Origin of the sequence: Uruburuella suis, from assembly GCF_004341385.1 — a bacterium.
GTDB lineage: Bacteria > Pseudomonadota > Gammaproteobacteria > Burkholderiales > Neisseriaceae > Neisseria > Neisseria suis.
Genome location: NZ_SLXE01000025.1, coordinates 1 through 21106 on the forward strand (window position 1 = coordinate 1; position 21106 = coordinate 21106).

The 21106-nt window shown below is 56.5% G+C and carries 5 protein-coding genes and 1 pseudogene; 1 reads left to right on the plus strand and 5 read right to left on the minus strand.

The features are described from left to right. Positions 1 to 269: 269 nt before the first annotated feature. From EV680_RS12140 to EV680_RS09015, 5 genes and pseudogenes are all read right to left on the minus strand, one after another. The gene (locus tag EV680_RS12140) at positions 270 to 602 is read right to left on the minus strand and encodes an OmpA family protein (RefSeq protein ID WP_243650381.1); all 333 of its coding nucleotides are present in this window, start codon (positions 600 to 602) and stop codon (positions 270 to 272) included. Positions 603 to 662: 60 nt separating this feature from the next. Continuing rightward, positions 663 to 1094 (minus strand): annotated as a pseudogene (locus tag EV680_RS12145) (outer membrane protein assembly factor BamE); the annotation flags it as partial. Positions 1095 to 1154: 60 nt separating this feature from the next. Beyond that, positions 1155 to 15437: an ESPR-type extended signal peptide-containing protein gene (locus EV680_RS09005; protein WP_132954412.1), complete on the minus strand. Its 14283-nt coding sequence runs from the start codon at positions 15435 to 15437 to the stop codon at positions 1155 to 1157. Positions 15438 to 16458: 1021 nt separating this feature from the next. Continuing rightward, complete coding sequence (locus EV680_RS09010) at positions 16459 to 17931, minus strand: amino acid permease (protein WP_132954413.1); 1473 nt, start codon at positions 17929 to 17931, stop codon at positions 16459 to 16461. 532 nt (positions 17932 to 18463) lie between these two features. Then, on the minus strand, positions 18464 to 19780 hold the full coding sequence (locus EV680_RS09015; RefSeq protein WP_424580118.1) for a M23 family metallopeptidase: 1317 nt from the start codon (positions 19778 to 19780) through the stop codon (positions 18464 to 18466). A 309-nt stretch (positions 19781 to 20089) separates the two neighbouring features. On the opposite strand from EV680_RS09015, the gene EV680_RS09020 reads away from it, so the two are divergent. Then, a complete protein-coding gene (locus EV680_RS09020; protein ID WP_132954414.1) occupies positions 20090 to 21076 on the plus strand; it encodes a hypothetical protein in 987 nt (328 codons plus the stop codon). Positions 21077 to 21106 lie beyond the last annotated feature (30 nt).

Genomic DNA, 21106 nt, shown 5'->3' on the forward strand with positions numbered 1-21106 from the left:
TTTGTGCAGTCTGACTGCTTGCTTGCGCCGTTCGAATTGGGCTTCGGCTGCAAGTTTTCTTCCGTCTTCTTTTTCCATTGGGGAGAAATGGGGATTAATGTTGAAATTTCAATATTTAATTGCCGAATCTATAGGTTATTTTTTTGGATTGGTATAACTGAAGCTGTGCTTCAGACTAGGCTCCTGCCTGCGCAGGAGCGACAAAAAGGGCGGCAAGCTGCTGCAAAAAAGCCTTCCGCATTTCGCGGAAGGCTTTCAGACGGCCTGCATCAAGGTTGGACAGGTGCCGAGCCGTTGACTTCGATTTCCACACGGCGGTTGGGTTGCAGGCAGGCAATCAGCGCTTCGCGGCTGCCTGTGTGCGCGCACTCTTTCACCGGCTGCTGCTTGCCTGCGCCGTGTGCCTGGATCAGGCCGGCCGCGATGCCTTGCGCGATTAGGTATTGGCGCACGGTGTCGGCGCGCTGCTGCGACAAGGCCAGATTATAGCTGTCGCTGCCCAAATAATCGGTGTAGCCGGTAACGCGGATGCTTTGCAGGCGGTCAAACGATTTGAGCTTACCGGCCAAATCATCCAGCTCGGCGCGGCCTTTGGCATTCATGCTCGCAGCATCGCCTTTATCGAAGGCAAACAAGGCATCGGCAGACAAGGTGTAGCGGCGGGCTTCTGCTGCGGCGGGCGGGCAGGCGGCTTCGGCCGGGTCTACGGCGCGCCAATGGAAGCTGCGGGCGAATTTATGCTTGTCGAAAATCACTTTGTATTGGCAGGTGGTGATGTTGTCGGTGCCCTGCCCCGGTGTGCGGAAGTGAAACAGATAATCCCATTCGCGCACGTTAAACATGCCTTCATCATAATGCGGGCGGCCGATCAGCTTATAGAGCTCGTCTTTGGTCATGCCCGCCTCAATCGCGGCCAATTCGGCTTGCGTGGGGAAGGTGCCGCGATGTTTATCGAAGGTAACGGAATAAGGTTTGGGCCACACCGGCTCATCGGTGGTGCCGTTGGCCTTTACGTTGCTTTTGGTGGCACAAGCGGCCAACAAAGCCACGGCCAGCAAGGGAAAAGCGGTTTTGATCATTTGATTTACTTTCATTGCGTATTCCTTAATATGGGGTTCAGACGGCCTGTTGACACAGGCCGTCTGAAAGCACGATTACCACTGATAGCCTACACCTGCGGTGGCGCCGTAATGACCGCGCGAGTTGCCCGAAGCAGTACCTTTAATCACCCAGTTGCCGCCATCGGAGATGCTGGAGAAGCCGATGGCATAGCCGCCCTCGCCGCGATAGGTACTGCCGGCCACGGCCATCATGCTCTTGCCGGGCAGATAAGCCTGCGGCAAGCCGGCCACGGCCATGGCTGCTGCGGTGCCGGCGTTGGCATTGTTTTCAATGCCGTCGATGCGGCTGTTGAGCTGGTTGCCCAAGGTTTGCAGCTGGTTGACATTCACCGCATCGGTGCCGTGCACGCCTGCGCCCACGTTGTGGATCACCACGGGCGCGTTTTGGTCGGCGCCCACGAGGGTAACATCATTGCTGGCTGTGCCGCCGTTGGGCGTGGTGGGGCTGTCGGCATTGGAATACTGCACAATGCCCGCGCCGCCGGTTTGCAGCGCTTCCACCGCTTTATTGGTGGCATAGAGCTGGCTTCCGTTGATGGCATCGGTGCTCTTCTCACCAATCAGGCCGGCCGCCACATTTTGCACGCGCCGTTCACTGCCCACATCGCCCACGCTCACCACACCTGTCGGGGTGGCGCCGGCAAAATTGTAGGTTTTGCCGTTGATGGTGGTGGAGGCATATTCGGTGGTGCCGGCGGTTTGATCGGTGCGTGCGGTGATGGCTGCCGATTCGCTGCCCAAGTTCACCGAATTGGCGGCGGTTGTTTTCACATTGTTGCCGATCACAAAGCTGTTGTCGGTGGCCACGGTGTTGTCGTTGCCCACCACATAGCTGTTGTTGCCGCTGATGGTGCTCGGGTCGCCAAAGGCGCCGGAATTATTGCCGGATACCTTGTTGCCGGTGCCGATGCTGATGCTGTTGCTGCCCGTGGCTTCAGCACCGGAGCCGATTGCGATGGCATTGGTGCCGCCGGCTGTGGCTTTGCTGCCGATGGCCACGCCATTGGCGGCGCTCACCTTGCTTTGGTTGCCGATGGCCACACCATTGGCCGCTTCGCCGCTGGTGGATGCCTGATAACCGATGGCGGTAGAGAAGCTGCCGCCGGCGCTGGAGTCTTCCGTGTTGCTGGTGTCGGCGGTGAATGCTTGGCCGTCATTGGTGTGGAAGAACTTAATGCCTTGCTCGTTCATGTTTTTAATGGCGGAAATCACCGAATTGTGAACATATTCAGTTTGCCCTTGAACGTTATAGGTTTTCAGCGCCAGTTGGCCTTCCGGCGTTAAGCTGCCGTCTTGGTTCACATAATTATCGCCGCCAATAATCTGATTGATGTTGCTCACATTATTGGTGATGTTGGTCACATCGGTGTTCACCGAAGCGATGGCGCTATCCAGCTGGCCTTTGTTTACCGCATCGGTGGCATTCACGCCGTCGGCCACATTGGTGATGGTGTTGCCGCCATTATTCAAGCCGTCTTTGCTCAGGCTCACATTGCTGCCTGCTGCGCCGTTGCCAATGGTGATGCCGTCGCTGTTCACCACGGTGTTGCCGGTGGTGAGGCTGTCGGCCTTCAGGTCTTTGGCTGTGGCCACTTGATAATGGGTGCTGCCATCGGCATTGGTGCTCGGGGTAACCACAATATTGTCGCCCGCGCTCACCGTGCTCTTCGCTTGGGTGGCGGCGGTGTTGGCCGCGGCAATCGCGTCATTGATATTGTCTTTACCGGTGCCGCCAATGTTGCTCATGGTGGTGGTGCCGTCTGCATTCACCTTGCTGTTGCCACCCAAAATGGCTTGGTTGGCATCGGCAATGGTTTTGATTTGGCCGCCGTTCACCGCTTCAGTGCTGCCGGCCGCAATATTGCCGCCGGTCAAGCCGCTGATTTTGTTGGTGGTGCTGTCGATTTTCACGCCACCCACATTCACAGTGTTAAAGCTGACATCTTTGGCCGTGGCCACGGTGTAGATGGTTTGGCCATCGGCACCGGTGGTGCTGCTCACCTTGATGTTTTCGCCTTCTTTCACCTCGGTTTTTGCACCCGCAGCGGCTTTTTGCACATCACCGATATTGGCTGCGTTGGTGGCAGTAGTGCCGCCGCTGGCTACATTGGTGATGGCTTTGCCGCCGGCATCAATGCCGCCGCCGGTCATGCTCGGGCCGCCGGTGATGGTCAAACCATCGCTGTTCACTTTGGTGTTGCCCATCGCAATGCTGCCGTTGCTGCCCAAATCAATGGTTTCGGCCAGTTTCACCGTCAACGTATCGGTGCCTGCTACCACGCCGATATTGCCCTCGGTCAGATTGCCGGTATTGCCGCCTTTCACGTTAACGGTTTCGCCCAGTTTGCGGTTAACCGACGTACCGCTGTCGCCCGCAAAGGTGAGCGGCTTGTTGGCTTGATCGTTCGCCGCTTTAATCGCGTCGTTGATGTTGCCTTTGCCGGTGCCACCAATGTCGGCGTTGGTGTAAACACCGGTGCTCGGATCATAGGCGGTGTTGCCGCCGATAATGTTCTTCACGCCTTCACCTTGCGCAAACAACTGGCTGCCGTTCACCGCATCGGTGCTGCCAGCGCCGATGTCGCCCGCTGCCAAACCGCTGATTTTGTTGGTGGCGCCGTCAATTTTCACATCTCCCACCTTCACGGTGTCAAAGCTTACATCTTTAGCAGTGGCCACTTTGTATTCGATGCCGCCGGCCGCATTGACGCCTGAGGTGACCTCAATATTGTCGCCCGCCACCACGGTGTTGTGCTTGGCTGCCGTGCCGGCAACGGTTTTAATCGCATCGTTGATGTTATTTTCACCGGTGCCGCCGATGTCGCTCATGCTCAAGCTGCCATCGTTGCCCACCGCTGCATTGCCGCCCAACACAGTTTTCACCGAGTCGGCTACGCCATACAGCTGGCTGCCGTTGACAGCATCGGTCGAGCTTGCGCCCACGCTGCCTGCAGCCACGTTGGTGATTTTGTTGCCGGCTGCATTGATACCGGTTTTGGTGAAGCTCGGGCCGCCGGTGATGGTTAAACCATCGGTGTCGAGCTTGCTGTCGCCGGCGCTGATGCTGTCGACAACCAGGTTTTTATTCAACGCAATGCCAAGGCCGTCTGAACCGGCGGTGGTGGTGATGTTGTTATCACCTTTCACCGCCAAGGTGTCGCCCAGCTTTTTCGCATCGGTGGTGGTGCTGTTGTCGCCGGTGAAGGTGATGCCTTTGTTGGCAATATCTTCAGACGCGGTAACGCCTTTGGTTATATCGGCTTTAGTCTTATCAGACAAATCAACAGCATAGTCGGTGATGTTGCTGGTGGCATCTTTCGCGCCTGCGGTTACTTTCACCGCATCGGAGCCGGATACACTTGCACCATCGGCATTCACGGTGTAAATGCTTTGGCCGTCTGAACCTTTGCTCTCTGCCACGCTGGTCACGTTAGTGCCCGCTTTCACCTCGGTTTTCGCACCCGCAGCGGCTTTTTGCACATCACCGATATTAGCTGCGTTGGTGAGCGTGTCGCCGCCGCTGGCTACGTTGGTGATGGGTTTGCTGCCCGCATTGATGCCGCCTGCGGTCACGCTCGGGCCGTTGGCTATGGTCAAGCCGGTGCTATCGAGCTTGTTGCCGCCGGCGGTGATGCTGTCTACCGTCAGCGCTTTGGCTGTGGCAACGGTGATGTCGTTACCGTTGCGGGTAATCTCAATGTTGTCGCCATTGATAAACTGAACCGTGTCGCCCGGTGCCACTTTGTCGGCTGTGTCGCCATTGGCCTGAATATTCCAGCCGGTGTTGGCCACGGTGCTAACCGCTTTGAGTTGGTCTTCGGTGGCGGCCTGGCCGCTAACAATGCTATTCGGGTCGAAAGCGGTGTTGGTCAGCCCGCCAATGGTGCCGGCGTTGCCGTTGATGCGCACCGGATTGGTGCTGCCGATGCTGATGCTGTTGCCCAAGCCGAGCTGCACGCCGTCTGCCGTGGTGGTGCTGGTGATGTTGCCGTCACCTTTCACGTTGATGGTGTCGCCCAACGCATATTGCGTGCTGGTGCTGCCGTCGCCGAACTTGATGCCTTTGGCGATGGCGGCGGTGTTGGTGGCAATATTGCCGGCGTTGGTTGCGACATTTTGGTTGGTGGCATACAGCTGGCTGCCTGTTACCGCATCGGTGCTGCCGGCTGCAATCGTGCCATCGGCAAGGTTGGTCACTTTATCGCCGCCCACATCCAACCCGTTTGCGCCGCTGCTCAACACGGTGTTGTTACCTGCTTCGCCCACGGTAACGCTGGTGAATTCCGGCATGTCGCTGGTGGCGATGCTGATGGTGCCGTCGTTTTGGGTGATGGCAATGTTTTTACCGGCATCAATGGTTACCGTGTCGCTCGGGTGGATTTCTTGCGTTTTGCTGCCGCTCACGCTGCCGCCCGAAGCGGTGGTGGTTAAATTCCAGCCGCTGTTAGCCACGCCGTCGATGCTGTTGAGTGCATCTTGCACACTGCTGTAGGTGTTGCTGCCCACTTTCAGCCCGGCGGTCACGCTGTTGGTGGCTGCGTCATAGCTGGACGTGCCGCCCAAAGATGATGCGGTGCTGCTGCCCAGCGCATTGAGCTGGCTGGCATTCACTGCATCGCCGGCATCGGTGCCGTTGGCAAGATTGGTGATTTTGTTGCCGGCTGCATTGATACCGGTTTTGGTGAAGCTCGGGCCGCCGGTGATGGTTAAACCATCGGTGTCGAGCTTGCTGTCGCCGGCGCTGATGCTGTCGACAACTAGGTTTTTGTTCAACGCAATGCCAAGGCCGTCTGAACCGGCGGTGGTGGTGATGTTGTTATCACCTTTCAGCGCCAAGGTGTCGCCCAGCTTTTTCTCATCGGTGGTGGTGCTATTGTCGCCGGTGAAGGTGATGCCTTTGTTGGCAATATCTTCAGACGCGGTAACGCCTTTGGTTATATCGGCTTTAGTCTTATCAGACAAATCAACAGCATAGTCGGTGATGTTGCTGGTGGCATCTTTCGCGCCTGCGGTTACTTTCACCGCATCCGAGCCGGATACACTTGCACCATCGGCATTCACGGTGTAAATGCTTTGGCCGCCTGAACCTTTGCTCTCTGCCACGCTGGTCACGTTAGTGCCCGCTTTCACCTCGGTTTTCGCGCCCGCAGCGGCTTTTTGCACATCACCGATATTGGCTGCGTTGGTGGCGGTGTCGCCGCCGCTGGCTACATCGGTGATGGGTTTGCTGCCCGCATTGATGCCGCCTGCGGTCACGCTCGGGCCGTTGGCTATGGTTAAGCCGGTGCTATCGAGCTTGTTGCCGCCGGCGGTGATGCTGTCTACCGTCAGCGCTTTGGCTGTGGCAACGGTGATGTCGTTACCGTTGCGGGTAATCTCAATGTTGTCGCCATTGATAAACTGAACGGTGTCGCCCGGTGCCACTTTGCTGGCTGAGTCGGCGTTGGCTTGCAGATTCCAGCCGGTGTTGGCCACATCGCTGACGGCTTTGAGCTGGTCTTCGGTGGCGGCCTGGCCGCTAACAATGCTATTCGGGTCGAAAGCGGTGTTGCTCAGCCCGCCGATGGTGCCGGCGTTGCCGTCGATGCGCACCGGATTGGTGCTGCCGATGCTGATGCTGTTGCCCAAGCCGAGCTGTACGCCGTCTGCCGTGGTGGTGCTGGTGATGTTGCCGTCACCTTTCACGTTGATGGTGTCGCCCAACGCATATTGCGTGCTGGTGCTGCCGTCGCCAAACTTGATGCCTTTGGCGATGGCGGCGGCATTGGTGGCAATATTACCGGCGTTGGTTGCCACATTTTGGTTGGTGGCATACAGCTGGCTGCCTGTTACCGCATCGGTGCTGTTTGCGGCAAGCTCACCCTCAGCCAAACCACTGATTTTGTTGGTGGTGCCATCAGTTACCACGCTGCCTACGGTGGTTTTGTCAAAGTTAACGTCTTTGGCAGTGGCCACTTCATAGCTGGTGCTGCCATCGATGTTGTTGGTCGGCGTAACAACGATGTTGTCACCTTGGGTAACGGTGGTTTTAGACGCCGCTGCCGCTTTTTGCACATCGCCGATATTCGCTGCATTGGTGGCGGTGTCGCCGCCGCTGGCTACATTGGTGATGGGTTTGCTGCCTGCATCAATGCCGTCTTTGGTCATGCCCGGGCCGCCGGCAACTTGGAAGCCGGTATTCGAGGTGACTGTGCCGGCAAAAGTCGGTGCGTCGACAATTTGCACTTCAATCTTGCCGTTGTTGACCACTGTTTTCACATTGGAAGATGAGGCCTCGGCTGTTGCGCCGCCCACCACTTCAATGGTGTTGTTCAGGGTTTTTGTCACGCTAGTGCCGTCTTGGGCGGTCAGGCCGAAGGTGGCCTTGTCCAAATTGTCTTGTACTGCAAACAATTGGTTGCCCGTCACCGCATCGCTGCTGCCTGCGGCCACATTGCCATCCTTCAGGTTGGTTAATGCCACCGGCGTGGTGCTACCTGTGCCGCCTAAAGTTACGCTGGTTTTGCCTGCGTTGTCGTATTGAACGGCATTATCGGCTTTAACCAATGAATCTTTGGTGGCTTGCGACAGGTCGATTGCATAGTCGGTAACGTTGCTGCCTTTGTCGGCTCCGCTCACCGTTACTGCGGTCGAACCGGCTGACGCGGTGGTGCCTTTGGCATTGACGGTGTAAACGCTTTGGCCGTCTGAACCTTCTGCTTTCTCTACGTTAGCCACATTGGTGCCGGCAGCCACTTGAGTGTTGGCCGCTTTAATCGCGTCGTTGACATTGTTTTTGCCGGTGCCTCCAACATCGCTCATGGTTAAGATGCCGTCTGAATCTACTTTAGCATTGCCGCCCAGAATGGCAGCGGTGCTGTTTGCCACATTACCAATCACGTTTTGCGTGGCATAAAGCTGGCTGCCGTTAATCGCATCGGTGCTGCTCTCGCTGATTTGGCCGGCGGCCACGTTTTTAATTTGGCGCTCGGCACCTGCGGCACCCACAGACAGCTGCATGCCGCCCTCTGCCGCCTGGGCAGCAAAGCCGCCATAGGTGATGCCGTTAACTGTGGCCGTGGTTTCAGCGGTGGCATTGGTGGCGGTTGTGCTGCCCTCACCTAACGCAACCGATTTGGCCTGTGTGGCTTTTGCGCCTTTGCCCATGGCAACGGCGGCCGCACCTGAGGCCAGAGAATCTGTGCCCATCGCCACGGCATCATCTTGGCGGGCTTGCGCATTTGAGCCGATGCTGACAGCATCATTAAATGCGATTTTGTCTTGAGGAACGCTTGACCATATCATCGATTCCGCATCATCGGACAACACCACTTCGGTGCCGGCTTGACGGCCGATAGCAATATTATTATTACCATTCACCAATGTCCCAGCGGCACGACCCAAGGCGACATTGTCGTTACCGGCAATATTCTGGCCCGACTGCAAGCCCAATGCCATATTACCGGCACCGGACATCTCCGTTCCACTCTCTACACCAAACGCCACATTGTATGACCCTGTCAAACTATTGCCTGCCGCATTGCCCAGCGCCATATTGAAAGTACCGCCAGCCGAATTGCCTGCTCCATTGCCAATCCAGGTATTTTCATTGCCTGAGGAATCCACACCTGTGCCGGCACCTATAGCGATATCGTTTGAATTGGCCGATGCGCCACTGCCTAATGCAATTGAGGCATCATCTTTGGCCACAGCGGCATAACCGATTGCAACAGAGCCTTCCCCTCGGGCGGATGCGTCCGCACCGGCGGCCAGTGCATTGATGCCGGTGGCACCGTCGTTGTTGTAGTTGTCGCCCTGTACGCCATTGTCATTTACACTGTAATAATGCGTTTTCGCTGCATCCACAGCGCTCTTCACATCACCGATATTGGCCGCATTGGTGGGCGTGCTGCCGCCGCTGGCCACGTTGGTGATGGGTTTGCTGCCCGCATTGATGCCGTCAGCATTGATGGTTACCGGGCCGGCGCTGATGCTGGTTAAGCCGGTGAGGGTTTTATTCAGCTCGACTTTGAGGCCGTCTGAACCGGCGGTGGTGGTGATGTTGTTATCGCCCTTCACCGCCAAGGTATCGCCCAGTTTTTTCGCATCGGTGGTAGAGCTGTTGTCGCCGGTAAAGGTCAAGCCTTTGTTGGCGATATCGTCAGACGCGGTAACGCCTTTGGCGATATCTTCTTTAGTCTTATCAGACAAATCAACAGCATAGTCAGTGATGTTGCTGGTGGCATCTTTCGCGCCCGCCGTTACTTTTACCGCATCCGTGCCGGACACACTTGCGCCATCGGCATTCACGGTGTAAGTGGTGTTTTTGCCGTCGCTGTTGCTGCTCACACCGGCAATATTGGTGCCTGCGGCAACGGTGGTGGTTTTTTGGGCGCTGTTGATGGCATCGGCCACGCTCTCGGCGGTGGCAAAGTTATTGCCTGCCGTGCCGGCGCTGACGGTGCCGTCTGAAGCGGTGGTAAGCGTGGAAGTGTTAACCGAGTAGCTCACTTGCGGGTTGGCGCCGCTGGTATCCAGCTTAGCGGTGGTGCCGGTGCCGTTAACAAAATCAACGGTGCTGCCCGGTGCCACTTTGGTGCTGCCGTTGCCGTTTGCCGTCACATTCCAGCCTTGTGCGGCATATTCGATGGCTTCATGCACGGTGGCTTTGCCGGTGCCGCCCACATCGCTCATGCTCAAGCTGCCGTCTGAAGCCACTTTGGCATCGCCGCCCAAGATATTAGCGGTGCTGGCGGCCACATTGCCGATTACGTTTTGTGTGGCATAAAGCTGGCTGCCGTTAATCGCATCGGTGCTGCTCTCGCTGATTTGGCCGGCGGCCACGTTTTTGATTTGACGCTCGCTGCCTGCGGCACCCACGGACACAATATCGCCCGCAGCCGGGCTATTGCCGGCAAAGCCGCTGTAAGTCAGGTTGTTTACAGTAGCCTCATTGGTGGCCACGGCGGCATCGGCGGTTGAGCTGTCGCCCAAAACCACTGCGCCATCCATGCCCGCGCCTACGGTGACGTTATTGCCCATCACCATGGTGTTGGCAGATTGCACATTATTGCTGTTGCCGACAATGCGGCTACCGTCTGCATCGGCGCTCATCAGGTTGCTGTTGCCGAATGCGCCGGCGTTATCGGCGGCAATCGGCGCGGCAGAAGTGCCGTTGTTGTTGCCGATGGTGTAGGTGCCTGCGCCGGAAATGTGCGACGGGTCGCCCAATGCGCCGGAGCCTTCACCGCTCACGATATTACCGGTGCCGATGGCAATGGCATTGGCTGCGGTGGCTTGTGCGCCATGGCCGATAGCCACCGCACTTGTACCATCTGTGAGTGCATTAAGGCCGATAGCCACCGCACTGCTTTGTTTAGATTTAGCGTGATCACCGATATTCACCGTTTGAGTGGCGGTGATGCGGTCGGTCATGCTGCTGCCTGAGCCGGCATTGATGCCGATATTGACATTTTTCTCGCCGGTTTGATATGAGCCGGCAAAATAACCGCTGTTCACGTTGTAATTGCCATGCTGGCCGGTGCCGGCAAATGAGCCCATATGGGTATTGCTGCTGCCCTGCTGCCAACGGCCGGCGCGCAAGCCCACAGCGGTGTTGTTTTCGCCATAGCCCGCTTCAGTCGCACTGCCGGCATCCAGCGCCTGCATACCGATGGCCACGTTATGGCCGCGCAGATAAGGCGCTCCGGTGTTGCCATTGGGGTCGGCGGCCAAGCCGCTGCCCGACATAATGCCCATAAAGATATTGTTGCCGGTTTCAGTATTCTGGCCGGCCTGGCGGCCAATCATAATATTTTCAGAGCCCTTGGCACCTTCACCCGCTCGCGTGCCGATGGCTGTGGTGTGGTTGCCCAAAGCAATGGCTTGTTGGCCGATGGCAATGGCACCCAGGCCGGGCGTGGAATTGTTATTCACAATATTGGTAGGCACACCGGGCGCATTTTGCAAAACTGAGCCGATACTGGCACCGGTGCTGGCGCGGTCACCCAAGGCCAACGAGCCTGCTACTGTGGCGTTGGCCGTGTTGCCCACGGCAACTGCATTGGCACCGGCTGCTTTCGCCGCCACGCCGGCGGCCAGCGCGTTGGCGCCGCTGGCGCCGTCGTTGTTGTAGTTGCCGGCTGTTGTGTCGGTGGATTTCACGCTGTAGAAATGCGTTTTCGCGGCATTCACAGCGGTGTTTACATCGCCGATATTGGCGGCATTGGTCGTCACGTTGCCGCCGCTGGCCACATTGGTGATGGGTTTGCCGCCCGCATTGATGCCCTCAGCATTGATGGTTACCGGGCCGGCGCTGATGCTGGTTAAGCCGGTGAGGTTTTTACTCAGCTCAACTTTGAGGCCGTCTGAACTTGCCGTGGTGGTGATGTTGTTGTCACCTGTTATGGCCACGCTTTCGCCCAGTTTTTTCGCATCGGTGGAGCCGTTGTCGCCGGTGAAGGTGATGCCTTTGTCGGCAATATCGTCAGACGCGGTAACGCCTTTGGCGATATCTTCTTTAGTTTTATCAGACAAATCAACAGCATAGTCAGTGATGTTGCTGGTGGCATCTTTCGCGCCCGCCGTTACTTTTACCGCATCTGTGCCGGACACACTTGCGCCATCGGCATTCACGGTGTAAGTGGTGTTTTTGCCGTCGCTGGTGTTGCTCACACCGGCAATATTGGTGCCTGCGGCAACGGTGGTGGTTTTTTGGGCGCTGTTGATGGCATCGGCCACGCTCTCGGCGGTGGCAAAGTTATTGCCTGCCGTGCCGGCGCTGACGGTGCCGTCTGAAGCGGTGGTAAGCGTGGAAGTGTTAACCGAGTAGCTCACTTGCGGGTTGGCGCCGCTGGTATCCAGCTTAGCGGTGGTGCCGGTGCCGTTAACAAAATCAACGGTGCTGCCCGGTGCCACTTTGGTGCTGCCGTTGCCGTTTGCCGTCACATTCCAGCCTTGTGCGGCATATTCGATGGCTTCATGCACGGTGGCTTTGCCGGTGCCGCCCACATCGCTCATGCTCAAGCTGCCGTCTGAAGCCACTTTGGCATCGCCGCCCAAGATATTAGCGGTGCTGGCGGCCACATTGCCGATTACGTTTTGTGTGGCATAAAGCTGGCTGCCGTTAATCGCATCGGTGCTGCTCTCGCTGATTTGGCCGGCGGCCACGTTTTTGATTTGACGCTCGCTGCCTGCGGCACCCACGGACACAATATCGCCCGCAGCCGGGCTATTGCCGGCAAAGCCGCTGTAAGTCAGGTTGTTTACAGTAGCCTCATTGGTGGCCACGGCGGCATCGGCGGTTGAGCTGTCGCCCAAAACCACTGCGCCATCCATGCCCGCGCCTACGGTAACGTTGTTGCCCATCACCATGGTGTTGGCAGATTGCACATTATTGCTGTTGCCGACAATGCGGCTGCCGTCTGCATCGGCGCTCATCAGGTTGCTGTTGCCGAATGCACCGGCATTATCGGCGGCAATCGGAGCGGCAGAAGTGCCGTTGTTGTTGCCGACGGTGTAGGTGCCTGCGCCGGAAATGTGCGACGGATCGCCCAGTGCGCCGGAGCCTTCACCGCTCACGATATTGCCGGTGCCGATAGCAATGGCATTGGCTGCGGTGGCTTGTGCGCCTGTGCCAAGGGCGATGGCGTTAATCACGCTAGTGTTGCTGCCGCTCACGCCGGCCACGGCACCCGAGCCCATAGCAATCGAGTCATTGCCATAAGTGTTGGCGTTGTCGCCAATTGCCACGGCGCGATCTAGGTTTCTAACCGTTGTGCTGGTTGCATTATTGGTGCCATTACCGATAGAAACATTGCCCGCGCCGGTAATATGGTTGCCTGTTTGGTTGCCCAGCCCGGTGTTGTTGTCGCCGATAACATTATTGCCCGCTCCGCGACCCAAGCTGCTGTTGTTGTTGCCGGTCACATAGCCACCCGATGCTGCACCAAAAGCAGAGTTGCGATCGCCTTTTGCATTCCACCCGGTCCACATACCGATGCCGGTGTTGGCATTGCCGATAACGCCCTGACCGGCCAGCTGCCCCATCGCCACGTTTACATTGCCATCCGAATCACGGCCGGAGCCGTTACCGATAGAAATATTGTGGCCGTAGCCCTTGCCGCCGTTGATGTTGTAGTCGGCAAAACCGCTGCTGGATTTAATTTGATTACCTGCGCCCGAACCCAAAGCGATATTTTGGCGGACATTTTCGCCCAAATCATTGCCCGAGCCCGGGCCGATGGCCACGTTATTGGTGCCTTGGTTTCTTTGACCGGAATCCGCGCCCACGGTCACATTATTGCCGCTGGTGGCAGTGCTGCCTTTGCCGGCATTCATGCCGATGGCCACGCCGTTGGCGCCATAAGTATAGGCATCAGTGCCGATAGCGATGGCATTGGCAACGCCTGTTGTGCCGGTGGTGGTGGCGCCATTACCCATGGCAATCGAGCTGGCCACTTGTGCATTGGCGTTGAAACCGATGGCAATGCCGCGGGCTGCTGAGGTCACACCGGAAGTGCCAGTTAATACTTTGGCATTGGTGCCGATGGCTACAGCATCGCCAGCATTGGCATTGGCTCCGAAACCGATGGCGGTATCACCGCTGCCCATCGCTTTCGCTGCCACGCCCGCGGCCAACGCATTGATGCCGGTGGCGCCGTCGTTGTTGTAGTTGCCGGCTGCTGTGTCGGTGGATTTCACGCTGTAGAAATGCGTTTTAGCGGCATTCACGGCTGTGTTCACATCGCCGATATTGGCTGCATTGGTAGTGGTGGTGCCCCCGCTGGCCACATTGGTGATGGCTTTGTTGCCCGCATTGATGCCATCGCTATTGATGGTTACCGGGCCGGCAGTGATGCTGGTTAAGCCGGTGAGGGTTTTATTCAGCTCAACTTTGAGGCCGTCTGAAGTGGCTGCGGTGGTGATGTTGCTGTCGCCCTTCACGGCCACGCTGTCGCCCAGTTTTTTGATGCCGGTGGTGCCGCTGTCGCCGGTGAAGGTTAAGCCTTTGCCGGCAATATCAGCAATATCATTAGACGCAGCTACGCCTTTGGCGATATCGGCCTTGGTGTCGGTTGACAAATCAACGGCATAGTCGGTGATATTGGTGTCGGCATTTTTCTCACCCGCAGTTACCGTTACCGCACTTGAGCCGGATACTTTGGCGCCATCGGCATTAACGGTATAAACACTTTGGCCGTCTGAACCCTCTGTTTTCACCACGCTGCTTACATTGGTGCCGTTGAGCACTTGGGTGTTGGCTGCTTTGATTGCATCGTTGACATTGCTTTTGCCGGTGCCGCCGATATTGCTCATGGTTAAGGTGCCGTCTGAAGCCACTTTGGCATTGCCGCCCAAAATATTAGCGGTGCTGGCTGCTGCTTTGCCGATCACGTTTTGCGTGGCATAAAGCTGGCTGCCGTTCACGGCATCGGTGCTGGTGGCGCTGATGGCGCCGGGTGCCAGATTTTTCAATTGGCTTTCAAAACCGACGCTGCCGATAGACACTTGATCGCCGGCCACAATATTGCCGCCGCCGGCAAAGCCGGAGTAGGTTACGCCGCCCACTGTGGCTTGGGTAATGCCCTCGGCATTGGTGGCGGTGGTGCTGCCGGCGCCCAAGGCCACGGCACCATCTTTGCTGGCATTCGCGCCCACGCCCAAAGCCAGCGAAGCCACGCCGTTTGCGGCGGCGCGGGTGCCGAAGGCGGTGGACAATTCACCGCCGGCCAGCGCCTGCACGCCCAAGGCCACCGCGCCATGGCCGGCTTTAGTGGGGATATAGCGCTTGGTGGGGTCGGCAAAGTTCACCAGATAATCGCCGGTTAGCGCGGAATAGATTTTGGCGGCATTCCGATTGTTGTAAGTGGCGTTGTTGCCGGGCGTTTGATAGCCGGGCGGGTTGTTGCTGGCCACTTTATCCAAATCATCGCCGCCGATGGCCACAGAAGAATTGCCTTGCGCAATGGTGTTGGCACCCACGGCCACGGCCTGATCGCCGGCAGCATTGGCTGCGCCGCCGATGGCGACGCCTTGGCCGGTGTTGGCCGTGGCACCCGGGCCGCAAATCACGTTGCCGCCGGGATCATTAATATTGCCAGTGTCATTAGAAGTGGTGCACTGAAGATTGGAGGCGGATGCCGGTGTGCTGACAAAAGCACCCAGCGCCATCATGCAGGCAGCCGCTATGCCGGCCAGATTGAATGCAAAGCCTGCTTTGCCGGCCGCGCCGGTGCTGCTGCGCACATTGCGTTTTCCATGAGCAGTGTCTAATTCGGAAACGGCCACCCAGCTTTGGCTGGCTTCATTCCAAACTGTTTTATAAATTTTGTTCATAATGGCTCCAATATGATGTAAATAATATGGCTGAGATATTTTTCTGTGTATAATATTTGCTTAAGAAATCATTTCTTAATTTGTTATTCAAGCTCAATCGCCGCAAAGGCGTTTTTTCAGCAGCACCGGCCGGCATCATTCATGCGCCTTGGCGCCAATGGCACGCAAACGCGCTGCAGCAGCCGGTAAAACAAGTGTCTTGTATTAAGCAATTTCCGTGCCAATCCTTTTGCAACAAGGAAAAGGCTGATTTTTGCCTGTTTTGGAATTGATAATACCCAAACCAAGCTATACCAAATCGGCACTATTTTGACACAAATTGTCACTTTTATCTATTTAAATCAAATATTTTCACGCCAAACTATCGCAAACCTTACCATATTGTTGCGTTTGCAACGCATTGTGCTAAACACGCCACACACAAAAGAGGCCGTCTGAATTTTTTTCAGACGGCCTCTTTTGATTTGCCAACAACAATCCGTAGGTACGCACGCCGCCCAAAGGCGGCGTAATCGTACGCATGAAATCTGCCTCAACCCTCAAACAAACCGTCTGAACATGAAAGTTTGGCCATCGGCCAAAGCAATGCGAGTGTCTTGTTCTGCGAACAAGTGTCGGATTCAAGAATCCGACCTACGGGTTATATTGTTGTATTTACAAAACATTATGCCAAACACGCCACACACGAAAGAGGCCGTCTGAATTTTTTTCAGACGGCCTCTTTTGATTTGCCGGCAACAATCCGTAGGTACGCACGCCGCCCCAAGGCGGCGTAATCGCACGCATGAAATCTGCCTCAACCCTCAAACAAACCGTCTGAACATAAAAGTTTGGCCATCGGCCAAAGCAATGCGAGCGCCTTGTTCTGCGAACAAGTGTCGGATTCAAGAATCCGACCTACGGGTTATATTGTTGTATTTACAAAACATTATGCCAAACGCGCCACACACAAAAGAGGCCGTCTGAATTTTTTTCAGACGGCCTCTTTTGATTTGCCGGCAACAGCGGTTTGCTTTCAGCTTTAATGCGAATCTTGCCGCAAATCCACTTGCTGCAACGGCACTTTATGCGTTTTGTAGCGCAGCTTGTGATAGGCATAAAAGCCCAAAAACACGGGCAAGCCCATATAGGTAATCACCAATCTGTCCCAACTGAAATCGCCTTTGAGCACCAATTCGGTGTCTTGCCCGATAATCACAAGCACACACAATGCCAGCGCCAGCAAGGGGCCGAAGGGAAACCATTTGGCGCGGTAAACCAGCGCATTCAGATCTTTGCCCTGCGCCAGATAAGCGCGGCGGAAACGGTAATGGCTCACCGCAATGCCCAGCCACGCGATAAAGCCGGTGAGGCCGGAAGCGGCCAAAATATATTCATACATTTTGTCGCTCGCCAATTGCAGCAAAAACACCGCCAGCACAATCACCGCCGTGGCCAAGAGCGCCACCACCGGCACGCCGGTGGTGTTGGTGCGCGAAAAGCTGCGATAAGCCAAGCCATCTTTGGCCATGGCATAAAGCATACGGGTGGAAGCATACATGCCCGAATTGCCGGCCGATAAAATCGAGGTGAGAATCACCGCATTCATCACCGCCGCCGCAAAAGCCAAGCCGGCTTTTTCAAACACCAGCGTAAACGGCGATTTGGCGATTTCATTCACATCTGCGCCCAGCAATTGCGGGCTGGTATAGGGAATCAAAAGGCCGATTACCAAAATGGCGAGAATATAGAAAATCAAAATGCGCCAAAACACCTGCTTGATGGCTTTGGGTATGCTTTTTTCCGGGTCTTCCGATTCGCCGGCGGTGATGCCGATAAGCTCGGTGCCCTGAAACGAAAAGCCCGCAATCAGAAACACACCCAGCATGGTGAGAAACTTGCCCGACACGCCCTCGCCCAAAAAAGGCGCTTCGCCGGCTGTCATATTGGCCAAGCCGATGTATTCGCCGCCCAAAATGCCGAAAATGGTGAGCACGCCCACGCCCAAAAACACAATCACCGTCACCACTTTAATCAGCGCAAACCAATATTCCGATTCGCCATAAGCGCGCACCGATAAAGTGTTGAGCAGGAAAATAATGGCGAAAAAGAGCAGGCTCCACGCCCAGGGCGCCATAAAGCGCAGCGGCTCCCAATAAGTGACCACCAGCGCGGCAATGGAAATATCGGCAGCCACGGTGATCACCCAGTTGAACCAATAATTCCAGCCCAGCGCAAAGCCCAATGAAGGGTCGACAAAGCGCGTGGCATAAGTGCTGAACGAGCCGGATGTGGGCAGATAAGTGGCCATTTCGCCCAGCGAAGTCATCAGAAAATAAACCATCAGGCCGATGGCCGCATAAGCGAAAAGCGCACCGCCGGGGCCCGCCTCGCTGATGGCGGTGCCGCTGGCCATAAACAAACCCGTGCCGATGCAGCCGCCGATGGCAATCATCGACAAATGGCGGGTTTTCAGATGGCGTTTAACCTGCGTGTTGTAAGGCGTATCAGACATAATCAGAAACAGGCCGCACCAAACGGCGCGGCCTTCTATAAAATAAAAGTGCAATATTATATCAAACAACCGCCCTCCCCGCGCGCAAATGTTTGGTTTTAGATATGATTCACCACAGACACACAGGCCCTGGCCGTCTGAACAGCAAACGTAGATACGGTTCTTTGTCAAAACAAAGCATCATCGTACGCATGATACACAAAGGCCGTCTGAAATTTCTTTTTCAGACGGCATCTTTTTATTTCCCGAATTTAAAGCGAAACAACGCAGTAGGCGTAGGTCGGATTCTCGAATCCGACGCTTGTTCGCAGAACAAGTTTTCCGGAGCTGGGAAAATGTCGGATACGAGTATCCGACCTACAACGCTCTTGGCCGTCTGAACAAAAAACGTAGACCCGATTGGTTTTGTCAAAATAAATCGCAATCGTATGCATAGCGCACAAAGGCCGTCTGAAACATTTCTTCAGACGGCCTTATTTTGTTTTCCAAACCCAAAGCGAAACAACGCAATAAACTTATTTCAGACTAAGCATCAGTCAAGCTGTGCCACAGTTACCGGCAGGTTGCGCACGGCGGCCAAGGTGTTGCTGGCATCTTGCTGCTGGCGGCGGAATTCGGCCATTTCGGTTTGGCTCAATTTCGGAGTGGGCAGCGCCACGGTGGCGGGGTTTACCGGTTGGCCGTTGAGGCGGGCTTCATAATGCAGATGCGGGCCGGTGGAGCGGCCGGTGCTGCCCACATAGCCGATGATTTCACCGGCGCGCACTTTGCCGCCGGCCGGAGAAAAAGCGCTCATGTGGGCATAGAGGGTTTCCACGCCGTTGCTGTGTTGCAGCATCACGGTGTTGCCGTAGCCGCCTTTCCAGCCTTTAAACACGATTTCGCCATCGGCCGGCGCTTTAATCGGCGTGCCGGAGGGTGCGGCATAGTCGATGCCGGTGTGCATTTTCACAGTGCGCAACACGGGGTGGAAGCGCACGCCGTAAGGTGAAGAAATGCGGGCAAAATCTACGGGCTGGTTGCTGAAGCCCAGCTTTTGCTGCAAGGTTTTACCGTTTTGGTCGTAATAGCTGCCGCCCTGATCATCGGCTTGGGCAAAATAATAAGCCTGATAGGTTTGGCCGCCTTTTACCACTTCGGCCGCCAAAATATCGCCGGTGGCCATTTCTTGGCCGCGGAAATAAAGGCTGTTATAGAGCAGGCGGATGGTGTCGCCCGGCTTTAAATTATTCAAATCGAGCACATCGGCAAACAATTCGTTGAGCGATTCGCGGATTTCCACCGGAATGCCGGCTTGCGCCATCGCACCACGGGCGGAAGTGCGCACCACCACGGAGCGCAGCGAAGGCATGGTTTCCATGGCGAGCTCGGAAGCCGAAGCCTGCCACTGGCCGTTTACCTTTTCAATCGCCACGAGGTTGCGCTCGCCGTTGTCGTCATCGTTGAAAAACTGAATGTCGGTGGCGTCGCCGCTGGAATCCAGGCGCACGCTCACGGTTTGGCCTGCGCGCAATTGCTTGAGTTTGGTGTCGATGGGGCTTTTGGCCAACACTTGCTTGATGCTTTTTTGCGGCACGTTCAGGCGGGTGAGCACATCGGTGAGCGTGTCGCCCGGCTGCACGGCCTCCTCGGTCCAATAGCTGCCCTGAAAGCTGCCCGGCTCCACAAACACGGCCGGCAGCTCTTCCACCACGCGTTCGGCCTGATAAAGGCTGGCTTGCGGCAAAGGCTCGGTTACGGCATAAGCGGTCATCACGCCCGACACGGGCAGCAAAATGCCCAAAAGCGACCAGCGCACGGGCTTGTTGTGCCAAAAATGGCGGAAAAAAGTAAAATGCTTTTGAATCACTGATATATTTTCCTGTTGCGGGCCGGCGCGGCACATTAACATTAAAGGGCGGCGCGCGGCGCTTGAAATCATGGCCGTGTCAAACGGCGGCCGTGCTGTTGCAAACGGCTGTTTTCTCGGCAGCAAATCTGCTGCAACTGGCATTATCGCGGCTATTGCCTTGATTTACACGGGAGTTTTCGGTTTTTTACCCGATTAAACAGTTTACCATAATAAGCACCGGCTTGCCGAATGCGGCTTTTGCGTTTGCTCAAAGCATGCGTAAAATGCAGCCATTCATCTTCTTTTCCCCTATTTTGCGAGCCGTTCATGCACCTGACTCTGGCGCTTCCTGCCTTAAACCAACCCGATTTTGCCAAGCTGCCCGCCACGCTCACGCCGGCGCTGAACCAATTGTTGCGTTTTGGCACATTCACCCCGCAAGCGGCGCGGCCGTCTGAATTTTACGGCCACTATCTGTGGCAGGGCAGCCTGCTGGCGCACGCCAAAGCGCAGCTTGGTTTGGCCACAAACGCGCCCACCGCCTTTGCCACGCCGGTGTGGCAGCAAATGGGCATGCACAGCATGAGCATGCTCGCCGGCGCGGATATCGGCATCAATATGCAGCAAGCGCAGCGGCTTTGCGCGGGGCTGGACGATTTTTATCAGGCCGACGGCTGGCGCTTTTTGCCCGTGCGCGCCGATTTATGGTTGCTGGTGCTGCCGGCGCTGCCCGATTGGCAAGTGCCGCCGCTGCCCGATGCCATCGGCCACAACGATGGCATGGTGCGCGCCGAAGGCCGCGATGCCGCAGCTTGGCTGCAAGCGCAAACCGAAATCCAAATGTGGCTGCACAGCCATGCGCTCAATGCCGAGCGCCAAAGAGAAGGTGCGCCCGCCATCAACGGCGTGTGGCTTTGGCAAGACATAATCGGCCACGCCCACGGCACGGCTACGCTGGGCAGCGACAGCCCGTGGGCGCAATATTATCCCGGCCGCCGCTTGGATGCGCCTTATGATTTCGCCGCTTGGCAGGCGATGCAGCAGGAAGCCGGCTGCGCCGGTGCCGAGAGCCTGCTTTTTTTGCACGACTTGGCCGCCGCACAAGCCACCGACGATATTTGGGCTTACCGCGAAACCCTGCTGGCATGGGAAGCGCGCTTTTTCTCACCCGCTTGGCAGGCTTTGCAGCGAGGCCGCTTGAAAAGCCTGTGCATCAGCACCGACGGCAGCCACGGCGGCATGCTGAGCATTAAAGCCAAAGCCGGCCGCGCATTTTGGAAAAAGAAAAAAACCTTTGCCGGCGAGCTGGACTGATTGTGCAAACACACTTTCAGACGGCCTGAA